Raw genomic sequence first — 17124 nt, 5'->3', positions numbered from 1 at the left:
AATCAGATGCCTCCACGGATCCAGTCGAAACATTAACTGAGCCTGGTTAGGGACCTATCCCCCAACATGCCGCAGATAATTCCGCTGGAGAAGACGCGGAGACCCAATCCCCCTGGAATATCAGTACACCAGTAGCACCACCCTTCTGCCTGTCCATGGAACACCCTAGAAACTAAACTCCACAAGGAAACGGAGGCAGCAAGCAAACCACTTCAGCGTCTCGCTTCGTAACTGTAGACGGCCTATCCATGGAACACCCCTGCATCACATGTTCTAGATTGTTGATGTAGTCAAAGACTCGATTGATATAAATGCCACCAGCCTCCTGATCTACCACCCACAACCCTACCGTCTGAGGCACATTCAGGTCATACTCGTAAATCTGCTCAGACCACAGAGGGGGACTCGTGACAAATGGTTACGGCTCGATATCCAACTTTAAACTCATCCATTCTCTTGCATAACCCACGTCGACATCACCAATTCTTTGGCCTCTTGCTAGAATTTTTGAAGAGCCTTCTATTGGTCAAGAAGAACAGCATGAAGAGTTCCACCTCGAAATTTATTAAAGGAATGGGTCACAGGATCACGCCAGTATTCGATGACGGAAACGGCCAGAGGAATCGGGACTTCCAACTTCTGTAACATGATCGCAACCAAGCACTCCAGGTCTTGAGAGATCTTTTCTTCCTGGGAAAAGATCATACAGCGATCGATGAGACGATTCCACCTTTTCTCCGAGCCCTCTTCTTGATACTCCGCCTAATCTTTCTATAACTGATTCCCCGGCAATGAAAATAACTGGACAGGTAAAGAACAATCCAGATTATGTTCCCTACAAAGTGCTTTTTGAGAAAGCTATTCTACCCCACGGCTTTTTGTTTCTGTAGCTGTTATGGTAAGATTGCCTTCTTGTTTACTTATAAAGTATCAAATAACGACCCAGCTGCACCAAAATGTCTTAATAAAGCTGGGTCAGAAAGCAGATCCCACTTGCGTGTCATCCCAAAACCATCAAACAGCGTTTGACTCGGATTGGGTTCCTCGACTATCAGCGACTGAGCAGAGCATTGAGAACCCCTCCAAAGCTCAAGAAATACTCTATCCCACCCTAAAAATAGTGCAGTCCAGAGAGCTTCTCTCCAGAGACTAAAAGCGGTCATCCAGCACCACGCTTTTGTGAAAATTGCACTGACCAAAGGGACCTTCAAATTGGAGAAAACTTTTTTTTCTACCAGATTTCCCATCTTGAGAGATGAGTCTTGTGCGAGGAATTCAGTCACAGACCCGAATCCTATCCCAATGGACCAGGATGCCTTACCAAGTTCGCAGTCAGTCCGTTTTTAGGCGCTGCGCAGAGCGTCACGGAAGAGAGAGAAGATTCATCCATCCAAGAATCCCCATAGGGGAAAAACAAGGTAACGCACCAGATAGGAACTTCTTTCGTTTTCGTTTGCTCCTCGCAAGGAATTTCAAACACAGACCCAACAGGCACAGAAGACTGATAAGAAATCTTAACCTCATCATTATTAAGAATAGGGTCCATAAGCTGATCAGTAAATGGTCTGGTCGAAAGAAGTGGATTAATGCCCACGCCTACTGGACCAATCGCTGTTTCTATCAAGTTTAATGTATGAGTTGCAGATTCAATCAATCCTTCTGGAAACTGTTAGAATGCATGGGATTCCATCCCCAACACATTCAGGAGTCGTTCACGAACAACCCCAAGGGCTGCCGTTAACCCCAGAAGCCACTTAGCTTCTTGCAGAGAAGTGGCTTCCTCTTCTCTGCCCTGAGAGAACCAGGCTCCTGCTCAGAGCGAGAAGGGAGAGGGACAATCACGTCCTCTAAATGATAGGCCAGAAGTTCCTGGCAGAAAGGCTTTATCTCAGGTAAATCCTTAGGGATATAATTGTCCTTAGGGATAAATTGAAGATCAGAAGACAAGTAAAGCCAAACCCCATCCGCTTCCACCTGCTCTGTAATCTTCTCCCGGATGTCCATCGCGCCTCCCCACCATTCTTGACCAGAGTGCAAATGATACTGTTTGGGCAATAACTGATGTAAGAGACGAATTTCCTACTCTGTGCGAGTAGGAGTTCTTATGTATTTTCCATAAAGAAAATAATTCATATTCCTGCCGCACATCGAGAGTCGAGAGCGTTTCACTTTCCTGACCTCCAAAGCTCCCTGAAAAACCAAAATGGGATTCGATCGAATGATACATGCTTTCTTCAGAAATCTGCTCATCCAGTCCACCATTATGCTCCCCCTGTTGAGGCGATTTTTTTAATTTGAGCGCATCCAACTAACACGCTAGTTAAAGAAAAAGATGAACTTCTGGATCCTGGATATCGATATCTGCCCAATCCTTTTTCATTCTTTCCAACTATTGTCCTTCTTCCAGACGTCCTGAATCCCCTCCTTTCGGAGAAAGGATATGTCTCCATGGGGAAGCCCCCCGCTCGGTCTATGCGGAACCAACGGACTTCCTCGCTAGTGCCAAGAATTAGGTTTCTAATTCTCCTCTGTTAACGTCCTGAAGGAGAGCCCCCTCGGTGGGATCGCGCACTTCCATTTCATGCCAGGAGCGCAAATATTTCCTAGCTCGAGATCGTATCTTATGGAGCTGCACAGCAGCCACTAAATTGACACCCTGATCTTACTTTTATCTCTCTTTCTCATGGCTGTCTTGCTCTGGGGGATAGGTTTCAACACACTCGCTCACTTCCCTTTCTCTCTTCCGATGAAGAGCGCAAGACATAGCTTCATTGAGTGGCTGCAGAAGCTAACTCAGCATAAGATAACACAGAACCTGGGAACGTTTACGGACCATTTCTAATAGTTGTTTTTGCTCATACATAGGCAGAAAGAGCGCTTCTCCCCCTGCTAATACCGGGAGCTTACTGACACAGCCTGGAGGCAATACACAATTCAATAAGAGGCCGATCCGATTCCGAGACCGATTTTTTACTTTTTGCTTAGATGCTTGTTAAGATTGCTGACCACCTTCATGAACCAAATAGGAACAGTTCTTTTTCTCCATCAGTTCAACCGCACGATAGGGAGCTATTCCTAAGTCTCAGTTATATGTTTCTTCCTTCCTTAGCACATACCATTGATATCCCAGGCTCACCTTCTAGGATAGTGCCTCATCTACTGCAGGAAGGCCACATGTCACCCCTTTCATCTTCAATTTCAATGCTTCCAAATGTCGATCGTGAGTTAAAAGAATCTCTTGGGGCGGATCGAGTTCATCTGGACACACATCAACAGCACGTAGCGAACAGACTACCCAAGCATCTGCTAAGACGAATTCGACCATTGTTCCATCCCACGAGGTTACCTTTTTTATGAGAGTAAGAGAGTGCCAAAAAGCAAAATTCTAGCAGCGCGTGAAGCTGCAAGAGGACTGATTCTTTATGATCCGATCCCGATCCAAAGGAGACGAGGAATAGAAAGATGAACAGCATCAGTCATAGGCATCCCCTCTTCCCCCTCATTCAGTTTCCTTCATTCATCATACATCGAAATCCATAAGGAACTTGCTCTTTGCTGACTCCCGCATCTCGAACCCACTGGACCACAGGTCCCACCCATTCAATCGTAGCAGAGCAAGCGCCTGTTCCCACAATATATGAAGCATTTGAAGCACATGCCCCAAGGTTAGAGTTCTTAGCACCAGCCAGCAACTCTGCAAGAGTGAAAAGCACATCCTCCATCCCCGATGGCTATTTCCCAGCTGGATGTTGCTTGACCCAAAGCGCATTTTGGGTTCCCCACTCCCCCTCCCAACACAGGCTCCATCCCCCCGCAAAATAATCGTGGAACCCATGATGCGCACAGGTTTTCTGTTCATTTCCCCAAGCATACAACCGCACACCTTTCCCCTGTGCTGCCAATAGCCACTCCAAAGTGAAGAGCTTTCCTCCTATCCACCGACAGTACGAGGCCGCTTCTTGGAAGGTTATACAAGTGACGGGGAGTTGATCGTGCAAAGGCTCTTCCGAATAGGTCGATTGCAAGTACCAAGACCCCTGTTTAGCCATACAGGGTGCTGTATTTAAACTAGGAACCCGAAATGCTTGAGCCTGTATACACGCACGATACTATTCTACTGTAATCGGTGTTTGGAGCATCCAAAAGGATTTAAAAATGCAGGGTTCCCGGATCACGCCCGAAGCAAAACCCGAAGTCATTGTTTCTCTCTCGAGGTGTATCCATTCTGGGATATCCCCTTCTGATGATCTAAAAAACCTATCCTTTTGGCACCCCCCTGTCATCACACAGATAATCCCTCCGCCCCAATAGATCAGGTCAGATTAACCAACAGGCTGTTTCCTCCCATCCCCCATTTAACTCCTTCATTAAATCACTTTACACAGGCAGTAATAAAGAGCAAACTAATGGGTGAGCTATATATGAATCCTCTGATGGATCAATCCAAAATGTTAATATAAAGAGTAAGCTCACGTTGAATGCAATTCAAAGCAAGAACACACTCCTCCAAGCCTCTCATTGCAAAGGAGCATATAGACAACCCAGGTTTGTCTTCTGTTTCAACAGAAACAGAATGGATTTTTAAAACGGAACGATCCGTTCGTTTTCAAGATGTCGATGCGGCGGGGATTGTCTTTTTTGCTAGGTTCTTTGAATATTTCCACGACGCCTACATGGAATGGATTGGTCATCAATCCCCTCTCTCTTTTCATTCAGCCCATCCACAAACTTTTTTATTCCCTTTAGTACACGCAAGAGCTGATTATCACCTCCCTCTCCGTTTTGGAGATCGGCTACGCGTGGAGATCACATCTGTCTTTCTAGGCAAGACTTCCTTCACTCTTGCCTATCGCATTTGCAAACAGGGAGCGTTCTATCAAAAAGCAGCCTCAGGTAGCACTGTCCATGTTTGCCTGGACATCATTCACCATCGGCCATCCCCTCTTCCTCCTTCTATTCGCACCTGGCTTACCGATAAGACAGAGTGATAGAGAAATCATCTGTGCTAAAAGAATCGCAAGGATGCGAAACGCGTTTTTTTTCTGTGAGCTCAAAGGAAGGGGGTGGCCACGGACGGAGCCAACGTTCAAAATGGATCCGCGCTTGATTCCTATCGATTTTCCCCTGTTGTAACAAAGGAAGAGAGGGAACCAAAGCGACCAGTCTTGGCCTCTTATACGGAGCAAGACGGGAGCAGATTGTTTCCCAAAGGGCATATTCTGAAATAGTCTGTCCAGGATCCACCTCAATGAGAGCAGCTACTCGCTGACCCCATACTTCATCCGGAACGCCAAACACCAAAACTCTCAGGACTCCCGGACAAGCTTGGATCGCGTGCTCGACTTCAGCATGATATACGTTTTCCCCTCCTGTAATCATCAAATCCGTCCTTCTCCCATAAATGTACAGAAGACCTTTTTCATCGATCCGTCCCAGATCTCCTGTATCAAATCCATCTTCTGTTAAAGGGGGATGTCTCCAGTATCCCGTCATCAGAGAAGAACCCCGAATCCGAATCCGTCCCACATCTCCCCCGATCAGCCCGTCCCCTTTCTCCCCTACAACTTCGACCGACCAGCCAGGTAACGGATAGCCCACACATCCCTCCTCGCCGATTTCTTGTCCTGGCATCTGAGTAGCTACTTGAGAGCAGGCCTCCGTCAATCCATATGTTAGAAGAATAGGCACTCCTCGCTTCTTGCCTTCCTCTATTAAACGAACAGGGGTAGGAGCTCCCCCTAGAAGAAGAGCGCGAAGTCGAGAGAGAATATTCCTTCGATCGATACTGAGCAAACGCTGTAACATCGAAGGAACCAGGGAAAGTAACGTAACCCGATCACGCTCAATTCGCCAGAGAACCGCGTCTGGATCGAACCCAGATTCAACAACAACACATCGCCTAGCAATAAGTGTACGGAGGACGATAGACAGTCCACCCATATGACAGATAGGCATACACAAAAGCCATCGGTCTTTTGAATTCCATCCGAGGCGAGCAGCACTCGCTTGCGCACTAGCCATCAATGCGGAGCGTGAAAGAAGCGCTCCCTTGGGCTTACCCGTAGTACCCGAGGTATACATCAACACTGCTAAATCCAGAGGAAAGAAAGGTGCATTGGAAGTATCGATAGCCTGTAAAATGTTGGGTAGAATTCCTCGATCAGGATCAACTTTTATTAGAAGATCCGTCCCAACATCCTGAGCGATGGTCTCCTCTTCAAAAGAGGTCAGACGAGGATGCAAAGGAACAAAAGGGATCCGACACTGCAAAAGTGCATAGATAACCAAAAGAGACTCTACTCCAGTCGATACGCGTAGAAGAGCCATCCGTCTCTCTTCCTGGATAAAAGGAGCAAGCTGCGCAGCGATCAATTGGACTGACTGAGCTAATTCGCGAAACGAATAAGTCCGCGATCGTGAAATGAGAGCAATTTGATCAGGTGCTTCATCAGCAGCCTGCAATATGCAAAGGGAATCAAAAGCAGGAGAAAAGAATGGCCAGCTGCTTAACATATCCGTTCAATCCAAGGAAGGGAAGAGAAGTCCTATTGCCATCAGCAAAGAAAAGAAGAAAGACAATTGAACCGTTTTTTTTAACACCTCATTGAGCTCCTGTCTGGGTTTGTTAAGAACCGCACGTCTTAATTTCCACCCGTAGGGGAAGGTCAAGCAAGGCAGCCAAACCCCTTTTGAGCAGAGACCCGAAAATCCAATCCAAATGACCATACCATAAGCAGTACCTAAGAGAAATTGGTATTCTTTTTGACCAAAAGAAGTTCCCCATTTGACAACAAGCGTACGTTTATTACAGGCCGCATCTTCATCTCTATCGCGAATATGATTGACGACAAGCACTGACGTAGCCATAGCCCCTACAGGGACGGAGGCCATATAAGCCAGCTTCGGAATTAAACCGCACTGCACAAGAACCGTCCCGCACACCCCGAAGAACCCGAAGCAAAGCATCACAAAAAGATCACCAAGCCCATGATATGCCAGGGGATAAGGACCTGCCGTATACGCCACAGCGGACAGAAGGGAAAGAATCCCTCCTATCGCAAGGATCATTCCCCCTTTCCAGACTAGATATACCCCTGCACCCAAGGACATGGTCAACACTGTCCAGAGCCCTTTTCTCATTTGAGCGGTCGTTAAAAGACCAGCCTGTGTAACACGCAGAGGCCCTACTCGCATAGCAGTGTCTGCCCCTTTTTCATAGTCAAACAGATCGTTGGCTAGGTTGGTAGCGATCTGGATCAAGAGACCTCCCAGCAACGTAATCAGGAAAACAAGCCACTGAACTTGTCCTTGGGCGTAAGCCACTGCAGTGCCAACCAAAACTGGGGCTACTGTCAATGTCAACGTAGCAGGCCTACAAGCAAGCCACCAGATGTTAAGGGTAGAAAGGAAACCTCGCTCCTCTTTCACCAAACCTCCCTTTATGGAAATCGCTTATATTTCTTGAAGTCGGGCTTTCGCCTTTCTAAAAATGCACGTTGCCCTTCCTTAGCTTCTTCAGTCAAATAGAAAAGAAGCGTTGCGTTTCCCGCAAGTTCTTGTAGTCCAGCCTGTCCATCACAATCTGCATTAAGAGCTGATTTCAAGAAACGCAACGCAGTAGGGCTATGCTTCAGGATCTCTCGACACCACTGAATGGTCTCACGCTCCAACTCTTCCAAAGGGACCACAGCATTAACAAGCCCCATTTCCAATGCCTGCTGAGCCGTATATTGTCGGCAGAGAAACCATATTTCCCTCGCTTTTTTCTGACCTATAATGCGGGCCATATAAGAGGCTCCATATCCTGCATCAAAACTGCCTACCTTAGGTCCTGTCTGACCAAATCGCGCATTCTCAGCTGCAATCGTCAAATCGCAAACCATATGCAAGACATGTCCTCCCCCAATTGCATATCCTGCTACCATTGCAATCACAGGCTTGGGAAGCATCCGTATTTGCCGCTGCAGATCGAGCACATTAAGGCGCGGGATTCCATCTTGCCCAACGTATCCCCCTTCTCCTCTAACCTTTTGATCTCCCCCTGCGCAAAACGCTTGATCCCCTTCTCCTGTAAGGATTGCTACACCGATAGAAAGGTCATCTCGCACATCTGTAAACACGGCTTGCATTTCTTCAATGGTTTTGGGGCGAAACGCATTCCGCACCTCAGGCCTCTGAATCGTAATTTTTGCAATTCCTTCAGCACTCTTTTCATACCGAATGTCTTCAAAATCACCAGCCTTTTGCCATACTACCGAGGACACACTGATCACCTCATGCAAATATTATCTAAGCCTAAAACGGGGCTAGTTGACTTTATCCATTGAGTCAACCTCTTAATTAAAAGGAGAACTATCTCGCTCCAAAGGAAAAGAAAGTTATCCTTTAACCCCCTTTTTAAACCAACCTGCAATACAAGATGGGGCTTCTATCACAACATTGTGCCCCACGTGAGGAGCAATCATGTGGTTCACATGAGGATACTGCTTGCTGAAATCTTCTGCTAACAAGCAGAATTTAGTGTCCAACTCACCTGTAATCAGCATCACAGGCCACGAGACAGAACTTAATTCAGGTCTCAAATCAGGCATTTTTTCCAATCCCAGTATGCGCATAGCCCATGCAAAACCTGAGGAGGTATGTTGAAGATTCATACGGCTCTCACGCAACTGAAGAGCAAGAGGAAGAGATTGCTGACTCACGAAAAGGGGCTGACTACGCCACCGCTCGAGATACCGAGATACAATGATGGATCCATTGAAAGTAATTGATCCGCTTCCTCCCTCTCCCACATGATCCGCTGCCATCTTTCACTGGCATCCTCAAGCCCTGGATACACGCCAACTAAACAAACACCATGTACACATGCAGGATAACGCAAGGCCAGCGCAAGCCCCAACCGTGTTCCCATTGAATACGCGAGAATCCAAAATGGCCGCCGAAAGGGTATATCTTGCGCAAGTGCATCCACGGCTCCATCAAAAGAAGATTCACTAGGATACCATGGCCTCAAACTGTGCCCTGGCAACTGGAAACACCCTATAGGACCCAGGATAGGACAGAAATTTAAGAAAGTCGTTCCACATACACGGATGACCCATAAAACCATGAATACAAAGTAAGGGAGGCTCTCCCTCCCTTTCCCACCTTCCCTGAACCCAGATAAAACTCATTGAGAAACTCTCTTTAAATATTCATCCACCTGAGCCCCTAAAGCAGACCACCGCCGTTGGGAATCATGAGGAGGGACTTTCACCTCAATCACTGTACATCCCTTTTGATTAAGACCAGAAGTGAGAGCATCTGCCAGTTGTGTACGTTCAGTTACCTGCACATAATAGACTCCACACATGTCCGCTATCCCTTTAAAGGTTAAATGATGGAAGACAACAAAATAACGCTCGAGAAGAGGAGCGAGGGAAGGCTGTCGAGCAACAGGAAGCTGTTCAAAAATACGCCCCCCTCCATTATGGATCACGACAATAACCAAAGGTCCTTCCACCTGACGACAGAGTACAAGTCCTCCAAGATCGTGCAAAAAGGACAGATCTCCAACCACCAGAACCATCCTCTTCTTGGCCACCTTCTGAATTCCCACTGCTCCCGCAACTAACCCGTCAATTCCACTCACCCCTCGTTGGTGAAACACGTAAATCGGCTTCTTTTTAACCGGGCAATAGCGATCAAAAAGTCGGATCGGATTGCTATTCCCAATCATCATGATATCCCCTTGTTGAAGAGCCTGCATAACAGAAAAAGCAACCATCCCCTCAGTCAGAGAACCTCCCTGCCACTCTTGCTCCAAAATACTCTCAACGTAACGATCTGCTTTTTGAAGTTGTTTTAATGAGGAAACGACAGATCGTTTGTCCCCAGGATCCAATCGTCTCCGGATACCAGACAAAACCTGGCTAGGGGGGCCATGGATCAGCATTCTAGCCCCCCCCTGAGAGTCGTTCCATCCATAAGGCGCGACAACGTAACGGTCAATCCAACGATGATTCCTGACCCAACTATGATATTCTTCTGAAACAAGAGGAGCATTGATTTCAAGAATTAAGTCAGGACATAAACTGCGATGCCACGAGCAAGACCGCAGCAGACTAGCAAAAAAAGAAGGAGCTACAACTTGGGCTGGATCAAGTCCACATCGGACTCCACTCGCGATTTCCGCAAGCACCCCAAATCCCAATGCCTTGGCCAGTTTGACCACTTCCCGACAGAGTTTCTCTTGCGGTTCCACATGCAGAGAAGGGCCACACGCAATCCACCCACAGTGAGACCGCAGGCAAGCATAAGTCAGTTGATCGATAGCCTCCTCATGGACACTCATTTGAGGAATGAAGAAGCGAGAAGGACCATTACCTACAATTCTCCTATAGGTCTCTTCCCACGGTTCTTCAGCGGGCATGACGATAGGCTCAAGAGGTTTACGAAAACGGGCATTGATGTGCACTACACCAGGGACAGGATACTGAGAACGGTAAACGGCTTGAGCAGCAATGCGTTGAGCTCCTAACATGGCCATCTCCTGGGGATCAGGAAGGCCGATTTCAGCATAGTGTCGAACATGATTTCCAAACAGTTTGACTTGATCTGTAGTCTGAGACAAAGCAGCATCGTAAGCTTCCCAAGGACGGTCTGCGGTCATCACCACAAGAGGGATATAAGATTGACTTGCTTCTATGATGGCAGGTAAGTAATGAGCTCCCGCCGTGCCTGAAGTACAGATCAGCAACGTTGGATTACGCTCCCAGCGCCCCTGGCCAAGAGCAAAAAAACCAGCTGTTCTTTCATCGACCACAGCATGGCACTGAACTTCCTGTTCCTCAGCAGCAGCTAGCGCAAGAGGAGTAGAACGGGAGCCAGGACTGATCACCACATGACGAACACCAGAGTCAGCAAAACTCCGTATGATGAGACGAGCCCAAGCTGTATGAAGGTTGGTCATTTTTGTACATCCCCCACAGACATTAAGAGCGAGGCTTGCTTAGCCGCAATCTCCTTATATTCTTTTTCGGGCTCTGAACCTCTCAAAATGCCAGCACCTGTATACACCCACACAGTTCTTCCATGTACTAACATCGATCGAATGCCAACAAAAAATGCCCCCTCTCCTTTCGCATCAAACCATCCAATAGGTCCAGCATACCAGCCACGAGAAGACGTTTCATGAGCAGCGATCCACGCTCTTGCGATCTCCCTTGGAATTCCACAAACAGCAGGGGTTGGATGGAGCGCATGAACCAATTCAAGCACATGTACCTCTTGACTACATTCTGCTACAATAGGAGTCCAAAGATGGGCAAGCCCCTTAAGCTCACGGATAAAAGGAACATCAGGGCTATCTATCTTATGGCAGAATGGCCGCAGACTGGCCTTGATCCAATCTACCACAAAAGCATGCTCTTCTCGATCTTTAAGACTGGATAAGAGTTCCTGCTTCCGTTGTTCACAATCTTCGCGTCGACTATCAACGTCCAATACAACGGATCCAGCAAGAGCGTCTGTCCTGATCCACTTTTCCCTTCGCTCCACAAGCAATTCTGGAGTAGAACCGACAAACCAAAAATCTCCTCGCTGCATAAGAAACCGAACACGATCCCCATGCCTCCCTTTGAAGCGCCTAACGATATCCACTCCATTCAAAGGCATCTCCGCTTCAAGGCGACTGCGGCAAGCCATTACCACTTTCTTAAAATGTCCAAGAGAAATTTCTCGCAGAATGGATTCAATCTTTTGACCCCATTCCTCTAACGTTTCTCCTTCCACTTTCCTGAATGTCAGTTTCCGATTCTCTATTTTGAAAGGCGATGTGGTTATTTTCTTAAGTACGCCTCCAATCTCCTCAAGAAGGGAAGAACGATGCTGACAATCTCTCCCCTGTACTGTCATTCGCAAAAAAGCCTTAGCCCCACAGCATCCGTAACTCCAGCGTGGCACAGAGAAACTAGCGCAACCGAATTTCTTCCAAGGAAAAGACGGATCCCAATCTGATTCGAAAGCAAATCCCCCAAACAGCCTGAGGCTCGGCACTTCCAGATGACCAGGGTTTCTCTTCTCCATAGCCTGCATAAGAATTCTCTCTCCTTCGCAAGATAAATCCTCTCTTACCTCCAGTCTTAAAGTCTCTCCCCACCCTGCAAATGACCATTTGTCTCCTTCCCCTTCCTTTGATGGATCCCAAAGCCACGCAGTCCCCTCTTTCACCACCTCTAGAAAATGATCTACTTCCATAGGCTCTACTGCCCAGGTTAGCGATACAAGTTGGTCCGGGGCAGCACTGTGACTAAATTCTTCCAGCCCCGCTTCTTCAAACGAAAGCATAACTCTATTCCCACCTAGAACGAGCAATATAGAGCATCACAACTCCAAACAGAAAAGGGATCTTCTTGACACATTGTAACTGGGATTCCTCCATCATCTCAATCAAGCGATCAGAAGGTGGAAAGGAAGCGATTGACTTGGCCAGGTATCGGTATTCCCTGGTACCCGACAAAGCAGCCCCCACCCAGGGGACCAGGGTATGAATATAAAAACGGGCTAAAGAAGACATCCAGCCACGTTGAGGTTCGGATAATTCCAAGATAGCCACTTGACCTCCAGGTTTCGTCACTCTGGCCATTTCCCGCAAAGCCCCCTTCCGATCTTGCACATTCCGGATTCCAAACGCGATCACCACTGCATCAAACGATGCATCTTGAAATGCTAATTTTTCTGCCTGTCCATAGGACAAACGAACTCGCTCGTTCAGCCCCAACGACTCCAATTTCTCTCTTCCAATCGCAAGCATCTGGTGAGAAGGGTCCACCCCTTCCACCGTCACATGAGGGAACTGGCAAAGGATCTCAATCGCAAGATCGGAAGTGCCTGTCGCAAGATCGAGAACACGAGCTTCAGAAGGGAGTTGCAATTCCATGGCCACCCGCCGTCGCCATCCCCGATCCATTCCTAGGGAGAGAACCCGATTGAGCAAGTCATAGCGCTGAGCAATCCCATCGAACATTTTGCCACTCCCCTCTCGCACTTTCGCTGCTGACTGTTCCAATCTCCTGTCTCGTTCCATTGACTTAACTCAACCGTTTTTGTAGTACCTGCCCAGGATCTGCTTTCTCTTATTCTCGCTGAAAGACTCCATCACCCGTGGTGGTCAACACAATATCCCCATCCCGTGAGGTAATCCAAAGTCTATCGCTCGTGAGAACGCTTTTCCAATCTTCCTCTCTCGCTTGATTGCACCGCATTCGATTATCAAATACCCGCATAGGAACAGAAAAAGAACCTCCTAACGCTGCATTAACCCGAACAACTGCAGAAGTGTGAGGATGGCAGTAATGCCGATTGAGACCTTCTTCTGCTCGACCTGCTGAGATCACAGCATACTTAGGCATTAGTTTGCTCAAAAAAGATTCACTTGAGGAGGTATCGCTCCCATGATGCCCTACCTGAAACAAAGTAATCGATCCTAACAGATCCAGAAGTTTCTCCTCTTCTGCCTCAGCATCACCTATAAAAAGGACAGAAGAGTTACAGTAATCAACCCGTAATCCAATCGAGCAATTGTTTGGGTTGATATGACATGGCTTCGGCCATCGAGGAGGGACAATCGCTCTTATTTGAAGCGCAGAAGAACTTTCTATAGGGAGGTCCCGATGCCCTGGATCGACTGTAACAACACGAACCCTCCTCCGCCTTGCCATCGTCCGAATACGACGCACCGTATTTTGCTTCTTTCCTTGTCCATTATCTACGTAGGCATTCACTTTAAATGTACGCAGCACCAGCGATGCTCCCCCTATGTGATCGGAATGCAGGTGAGTGATCCAAAGCATATCAATGGGTGCCCCCTTTAAATCACGTTCCAGTTGGTCGATCAAGTGAGAGTGCGCTTCGCTACAGACTGAACCACACCCCTGCCGCCGAGGAAAATCGCCTGTATCCACTAGAATATGACGCCGATCCGGAAGGGCGATCAGCACAGCAAGCCCTTCCCCCACATTGTAAAAGTGAACTTTCATCTTTGCCCCCGAACCACAGGAAACAGAGGGCACAACAACCGATTGAGCCGATGCTTCAGAGATCCATCCAAAGCTCCCCCCACACTGCAAGCTCGAGAAAACCAAGACTAAGAGCACGAATGCCATTCTTCTCACGATCCATTAATTATCTATACCATCGTCTGTGTCTACACCCATACCACACAGCGTTTTAAAAAGGCCATGGCTATATTTACCTACAAATTAGTACCAAGGCCTGAAACCTAAACTCAACCAAAAAAGCCCCTATCACAAATCACCCGCATAAGAGGACTAGATTTTTGAGGTTTCCAGATTTAAAAAATCATCTGGAACAGTCTCTGAGTTTGGCAAACGTACTTCCAGATCCAGATCACTGATCAGATCTGTAAATGATCTGGTGAAAGACCCCAGATACTCCGCCACTAAAAAAATGATCTGAATAAGGATTCGTCAATGCGCTTATGACCAAAAACGGAGCGCCAGAGCCTTTAGTAAAACTCTCCTCTGGAGTACAAAAGGCTCATGTCGTAGGACACTTAACGGGAAGGACAATCGCTCAGCCATTAAGCACTTATCATCCTGACTGTTTGATCAGTGTTGCCTCAATGTCTGTAACAACAGTGGAGAGTTCGATAAGTCATCCAGTAGGCGTCGCCTAGAACCACATCCTTTGTCAAAACAACGTGGGAAGCCTATCATCATTGCTAGAAAAAGAGAGCCCACCAGCCTTATTCATTCCTGGGGAGAAAGACGTTCTGATCTCTTCTGAAGGCGGAATCAGAACGGCCAAGGTGGTTAAAACACCCGTCTCGAAGTCGTTCCAAGTATGGGACATATGATTTTCGATCGTTTACTGGAAAAGCATTAGCTACAATCTTCTTGAATTATTTTTCGAGGGCGTTTACAGGGAATGCATTAGGTCAATCTATCTGCGAATGTTCTGGCTGTAGGGTCATTTTTCCTTTTGCCGAGGTTCCATATGATAACTGCTATAGGGCACGTCTCCTGAATGCCGCGCAGCCTGTGACGCTATTCAAGTCCGTGAAGGTGAACTTTTTGGTTTGGTTACCCACCAGCACATCGCCTTATAGTAGATGCCTGCTGGGTTCAGCACCCGCCACAGCGCGAGATACAGAAGAAATTAGCCATCAAACCTCGTTTAATTAGAGCATCACAGCAATCTGTAGCCATTCATCTTAATAGCCGCTTTCGCGAAGCAAGTTCCTTTGGAAAAAATCTCTGAACAATGCTGAATGCTGAAAATAAATTGAACTTCTTATAAAAGTGATAGAGGCAAAACGATTAATCCTTAGAACTTGGCAAGTGAAAGATGCAGCAGCCTACTATCGCATCAACCAAGATCCAAAGGTGATAGGTTTTTTGCGTGAGCCAATAACCATGGAGGAGGTGAAAGATTTCATAAAGTATGCAAGTAGCCACTGGGAAAATATAAAAATATAGATATATTCTACGGGCCACAGAACTCAAAGAGACAAGAGAACTATTGGAATTTATTGGTCTCAATTATACGAATTTTACATCAGCAGTTGAATCCAAACTGTGTAATCACGTAGGCCTCAATTTCCTTGTTAATCTCAGTCGCAAAGTCTTGGTGGCTTTGATTGAGATTGATTCGCTAAGTTCTGTCAGCGCCTCTAGGCATTTATGAGCATTCATCTGCGCAAATAGCACACTGTAAGACAGACTCCACCGTATTTGGAGGAGTTACAAGGCCCGTAAGGAAATTTCACTTAAGTGGATACTGAATAAAGGGTATAAGTAATAGTTTCCAGCCACACGATTCAAAGAAAATAACTAAAAACCTTTTATTATAAAGGATTAGATACTATTTCCATATTTTTCCTAGAAACTTTTCCTCGATCCTGGGATAAAGCCACAAGACGTCATAGTTCTTATCAAGCTGCATCTCTGGAACCAGGGACGCTAGCGAATTATGCCCCTAGTGGAATCTATACACCTCAGTAAGAATGAAGCCCAGAAAGCCATTAAGCGCTTGAGAAAGCTTCTCGTTTTGATCCAGAACTGGAATGCACTGGCACACTGAGATGGAAGATTTTCTGCTGTAAGGATTGAAACACTGTTGTCCAGTCCAAATTGGACCGACAGCACAAGGCATACCAACAGCTCACTCAGCCTCATTACTCAAAGAGCTTATTGTAGCCAATGAGCAAGAAGCATACGTTTGGCCTTATGCCAAGGGCAAAAGCAGAAGACTCAGTGTTTCACCTCTCTACAAGAAGTGCGCGTGCGCGCCTCTAGCCACTCTAGCAAATCCCAGGATGTATCGCTACTTAGCCCTGATTATGCTTTCAAGGATAGGAAAGGCCAGGAAACAGGCTTTTCTAAGGATGAACTGGTTAAAATGATTCGCGCAGGAAATGACTATAAGGCGTAGTCATGCTAGCTTTCAGATGATTGAAATTGTGGCCAATGTCCTGGGGACCCGAAGTATGAGTTAGTCTTTGTGGGTGGTTCAACAGCTCCTCTCTATTTGGAAGAAGAAGGCAGTCCTGATCCAAGACCCATTGAAAACGTTGACTGCATTATTAAGATGTGAGTTACACTGAGTTTGCCCGTTTTGAAGAAAAGTTAAGCAAGGAGAGAGTTTTCCAATTCCACGCAAAAGAGGGATCCCATTTGCCACTGGCGGGTAAGCGATGTAACCGTTGTGTGCCGTGTGTATTTTCATCTTGGTTAAAAGCCCAGTGATGTCTTTCAGGCTCATCCCCTCAGCGTGAAGTTGCTCAATGACAGCAATTATGTTTTGTTCTTTGGGATATACTCTAATCTTCCACGGATCTTTTCGTAGCCAGAATGAGGGAAAGGAGTTTTGGCCGTAGGGGTGAGGTGGTTCGCGAATCGGGATGCCAAAGTATCGCAGTGCGTTAAGAACAGTAGACTTGGAGGAAACAGTCCCTCCAGCAATTTGCCTTGCCGATAGCTCCCTCTTGACGTAAGGATCAAGCAGGAAACGACGGGAGGAAGGTAGCAAACGCCTTGGAAGTTCTATCATGACAACGAGTGCAGCTCTTTCGTGAAAAGTTCGTGTAAAATTTCGGAGGGGCCACCACTCTATTTTCAACTT

18 protein-coding genes are annotated in these 17124 nt (G+C 46.9%); 2 read left to right on the top strand and 16 right to left on the bottom strand.

The window, feature by feature from the left end; translation table 11 throughout:
• Window positions 1-519: 519 nt before the first annotated feature.
• From BCY86_RS10525 to BCY86_RS04165, 7 genes are all read right to left on the bottom strand, one after another.
• Entirely contained in the window at window positions 520-648 is a 129-nt protein-coding gene (locus BCY86_RS10525; RefSeq protein WP_275935844.1) for a hypothetical protein, read from the bottom strand.
• A gap of 272 nt (window positions 649-920) precedes the next feature.
• The gene (locus tag BCY86_RS04195) at window positions 921-1163 is read right to left on the bottom strand and encodes a hypothetical protein (RefSeq protein ID WP_156865069.1); all 243 of its coding nucleotides are present in this window, start codon (window positions 1161-1163) and stop codon (window positions 921-923) included.
• A gap of 131 nt (window positions 1164-1294) precedes the next feature.
• Window positions 1295-1654 (bottom strand): hypothetical protein, encoded by a 360-nt coding sequence (locus BCY86_RS04190; protein WP_156865068.1) that lies wholly within the window; start codon window positions 1652-1654, stop codon window positions 1295-1297.
• An 83-nt stretch (window positions 1655-1737) separates the two neighbouring features.
• Window positions 1738-2004: a hypothetical protein gene (locus BCY86_RS04185; RefSeq protein WP_156865067.1), complete on the bottom strand. Its 267-nt coding sequence runs from the start codon at window positions 2002-2004 to the stop codon at window positions 1738-1740.
• Window positions 2005-3139: 1135 nt separating this feature from the next.
• Entirely contained in the window at window positions 3140-3325 is a 186-nt protein-coding gene (locus tag BCY86_RS04175) for a hypothetical protein (protein ID WP_075276606.1), read from the bottom strand.
• Window positions 3326-3503: 178 nt separating this feature from the next.
• A complete protein-coding gene (locus BCY86_RS04170) occupies window positions 3504-3722 on the bottom strand; it encodes a hypothetical protein (protein WP_075276604.1) in 219 nt (72 codons plus the stop codon).
• A gap of 9 nt (window positions 3723-3731) precedes the next feature.
• Window positions 3732-4049, bottom strand: coding sequence for an SUMF1/EgtB/PvdO family nonheme iron enzyme (locus tag BCY86_RS04165; RefSeq protein ID WP_075276602.1), 318 nt, complete (start codon window positions 4047-4049; stop codon window positions 3732-3734).
• Window positions 4050-4478: 429 nt separating this feature from the next.
• On the opposite strand from BCY86_RS04165, the gene BCY86_RS04160 reads away from it, so the two are divergent.
• Complete coding sequence (locus BCY86_RS04160; protein WP_075276599.1) at window positions 4479-4988, top strand: acyl-CoA thioesterase; 510 nt, start codon at window positions 4479-4481, stop codon at window positions 4986-4988.
• Here the strand turns inward: BCY86_RS04160 and BCY86_RS04155 are convergent.
• From BCY86_RS04155 to BCY86_RS04115, 8 genes are all read right to left on the bottom strand, one after another.
• Window positions 4969-6513: a class I adenylate-forming enzyme family protein gene (locus BCY86_RS04155; RefSeq protein ID WP_075276597.1), complete on the bottom strand. Its 1545-nt coding sequence runs from the start codon at window positions 6511-6513 to the stop codon at window positions 4969-4971. The genes BCY86_RS04160 and BCY86_RS04155 overlap by 20 nt on opposite strands.
• A 6-nt stretch (window positions 6514-6519) precedes the next feature.
• Window positions 6520-7428 (bottom strand): 1,4-dihydroxy-2-naphthoate octaprenyltransferase, encoded by a 909-nt coding sequence (gene menA, locus BCY86_RS04150; RefSeq protein ID WP_075276594.1) that lies wholly within the window; start codon window positions 7426-7428, stop codon window positions 6520-6522.
• An 11-nt stretch (window positions 7429-7439) separates the two neighbouring features.
• Window positions 7440-8264 (bottom strand): 1,4-dihydroxy-2-naphthoyl-CoA synthase, encoded by an 825-nt coding sequence (menB, locus tag BCY86_RS04145; protein WP_075277572.1) that lies wholly within the window; start codon window positions 8262-8264, stop codon window positions 7440-7442.
• A 114-nt stretch (window positions 8265-8378) separates the two neighbouring features.
• A complete protein-coding gene (locus tag BCY86_RS04140; protein ID WP_075276592.1) occupies window positions 8379-8807 on the bottom strand; it encodes an alpha/beta hydrolase family protein in 429 nt (142 codons plus the stop codon).
• Between the two features lie 362 nt (window positions 8808-9169).
• Window positions 9170-10951 (bottom strand): 2-succinyl-5-enolpyruvyl-6-hydroxy-3-cyclohexene-1-carboxylic-acid synthase, encoded by a 1782-nt coding sequence (gene menD, locus BCY86_RS04130; protein WP_075276589.1) that lies wholly within the window; start codon window positions 10949-10951, stop codon window positions 9170-9172.
• The gene (locus BCY86_RS04125) at window positions 10948-12327 is read right to left on the bottom strand and encodes an isochorismate synthase (protein ID WP_075276588.1); all 1380 of its coding nucleotides are present in this window, start codon (window positions 12325-12327) and stop codon (window positions 10948-10950) included. Before BCY86_RS04125 ends, menD begins: the two co-directional genes overlap by 4 nt.
• Window positions 12328-12331: 4 nt before the next feature.
• Window positions 12332-13066, bottom strand: a complete 735-nt coding sequence (gene ubiE, locus BCY86_RS04120; RefSeq protein ID WP_075276587.1) for a bifunctional demethylmenaquinone methyltransferase/2-methoxy-6-polyprenyl-1,4-benzoquinol methylase UbiE — start codon at window positions 13064-13066, stop codon at window positions 12332-12334.
• Between the two features lie 49 nt (window positions 13067-13115).
• Window positions 13116-14144: a ComEC/Rec2 family competence protein gene (locus tag BCY86_RS04115; RefSeq protein WP_083604179.1), complete on the bottom strand. Its 1029-nt coding sequence runs from the start codon at window positions 14142-14144 to the stop codon at window positions 13116-13118.
• 1158 nt (window positions 14145-15302) lie between these two features.
• On the opposite strand from BCY86_RS04115, the gene BCY86_RS10735 reads away from it, so the two are divergent.
• Complete coding sequence (locus BCY86_RS10735) at window positions 15303-15479, top strand: GNAT family N-acetyltransferase (RefSeq protein ID WP_216636032.1); 177 nt, start codon at window positions 15303-15305, stop codon at window positions 15477-15479.
• A gap of 1033 nt (window positions 15480-16512) precedes the next feature.
• Here the strand turns inward: BCY86_RS10735 and BCY86_RS04100 are convergent.
• The gene (locus tag BCY86_RS04100) at window positions 16513-17052 is read right to left on the bottom strand and encodes a hypothetical protein (RefSeq protein WP_156865066.1); all 540 of its coding nucleotides are present in this window, start codon (window positions 17050-17052) and stop codon (window positions 16513-16515) included.
• Window positions 17053-17124: the final 72 nt, after the last annotated feature.

Origin of the sequence: Pajaroellobacter abortibovis, from assembly GCF_001931505.1 — a bacterium.
In the GTDB taxonomy this organism is placed as follows: domain Bacteria; phylum Myxococcota_A; class Polyangia; order Polyangiales; family Polyangiaceae; genus Pajaroellobacter; species Pajaroellobacter abortibovis.
Note: the sequence above shows the minus strand (reverse complement) of the source record. Positions and strands in the feature narration are given on the sequence as shown.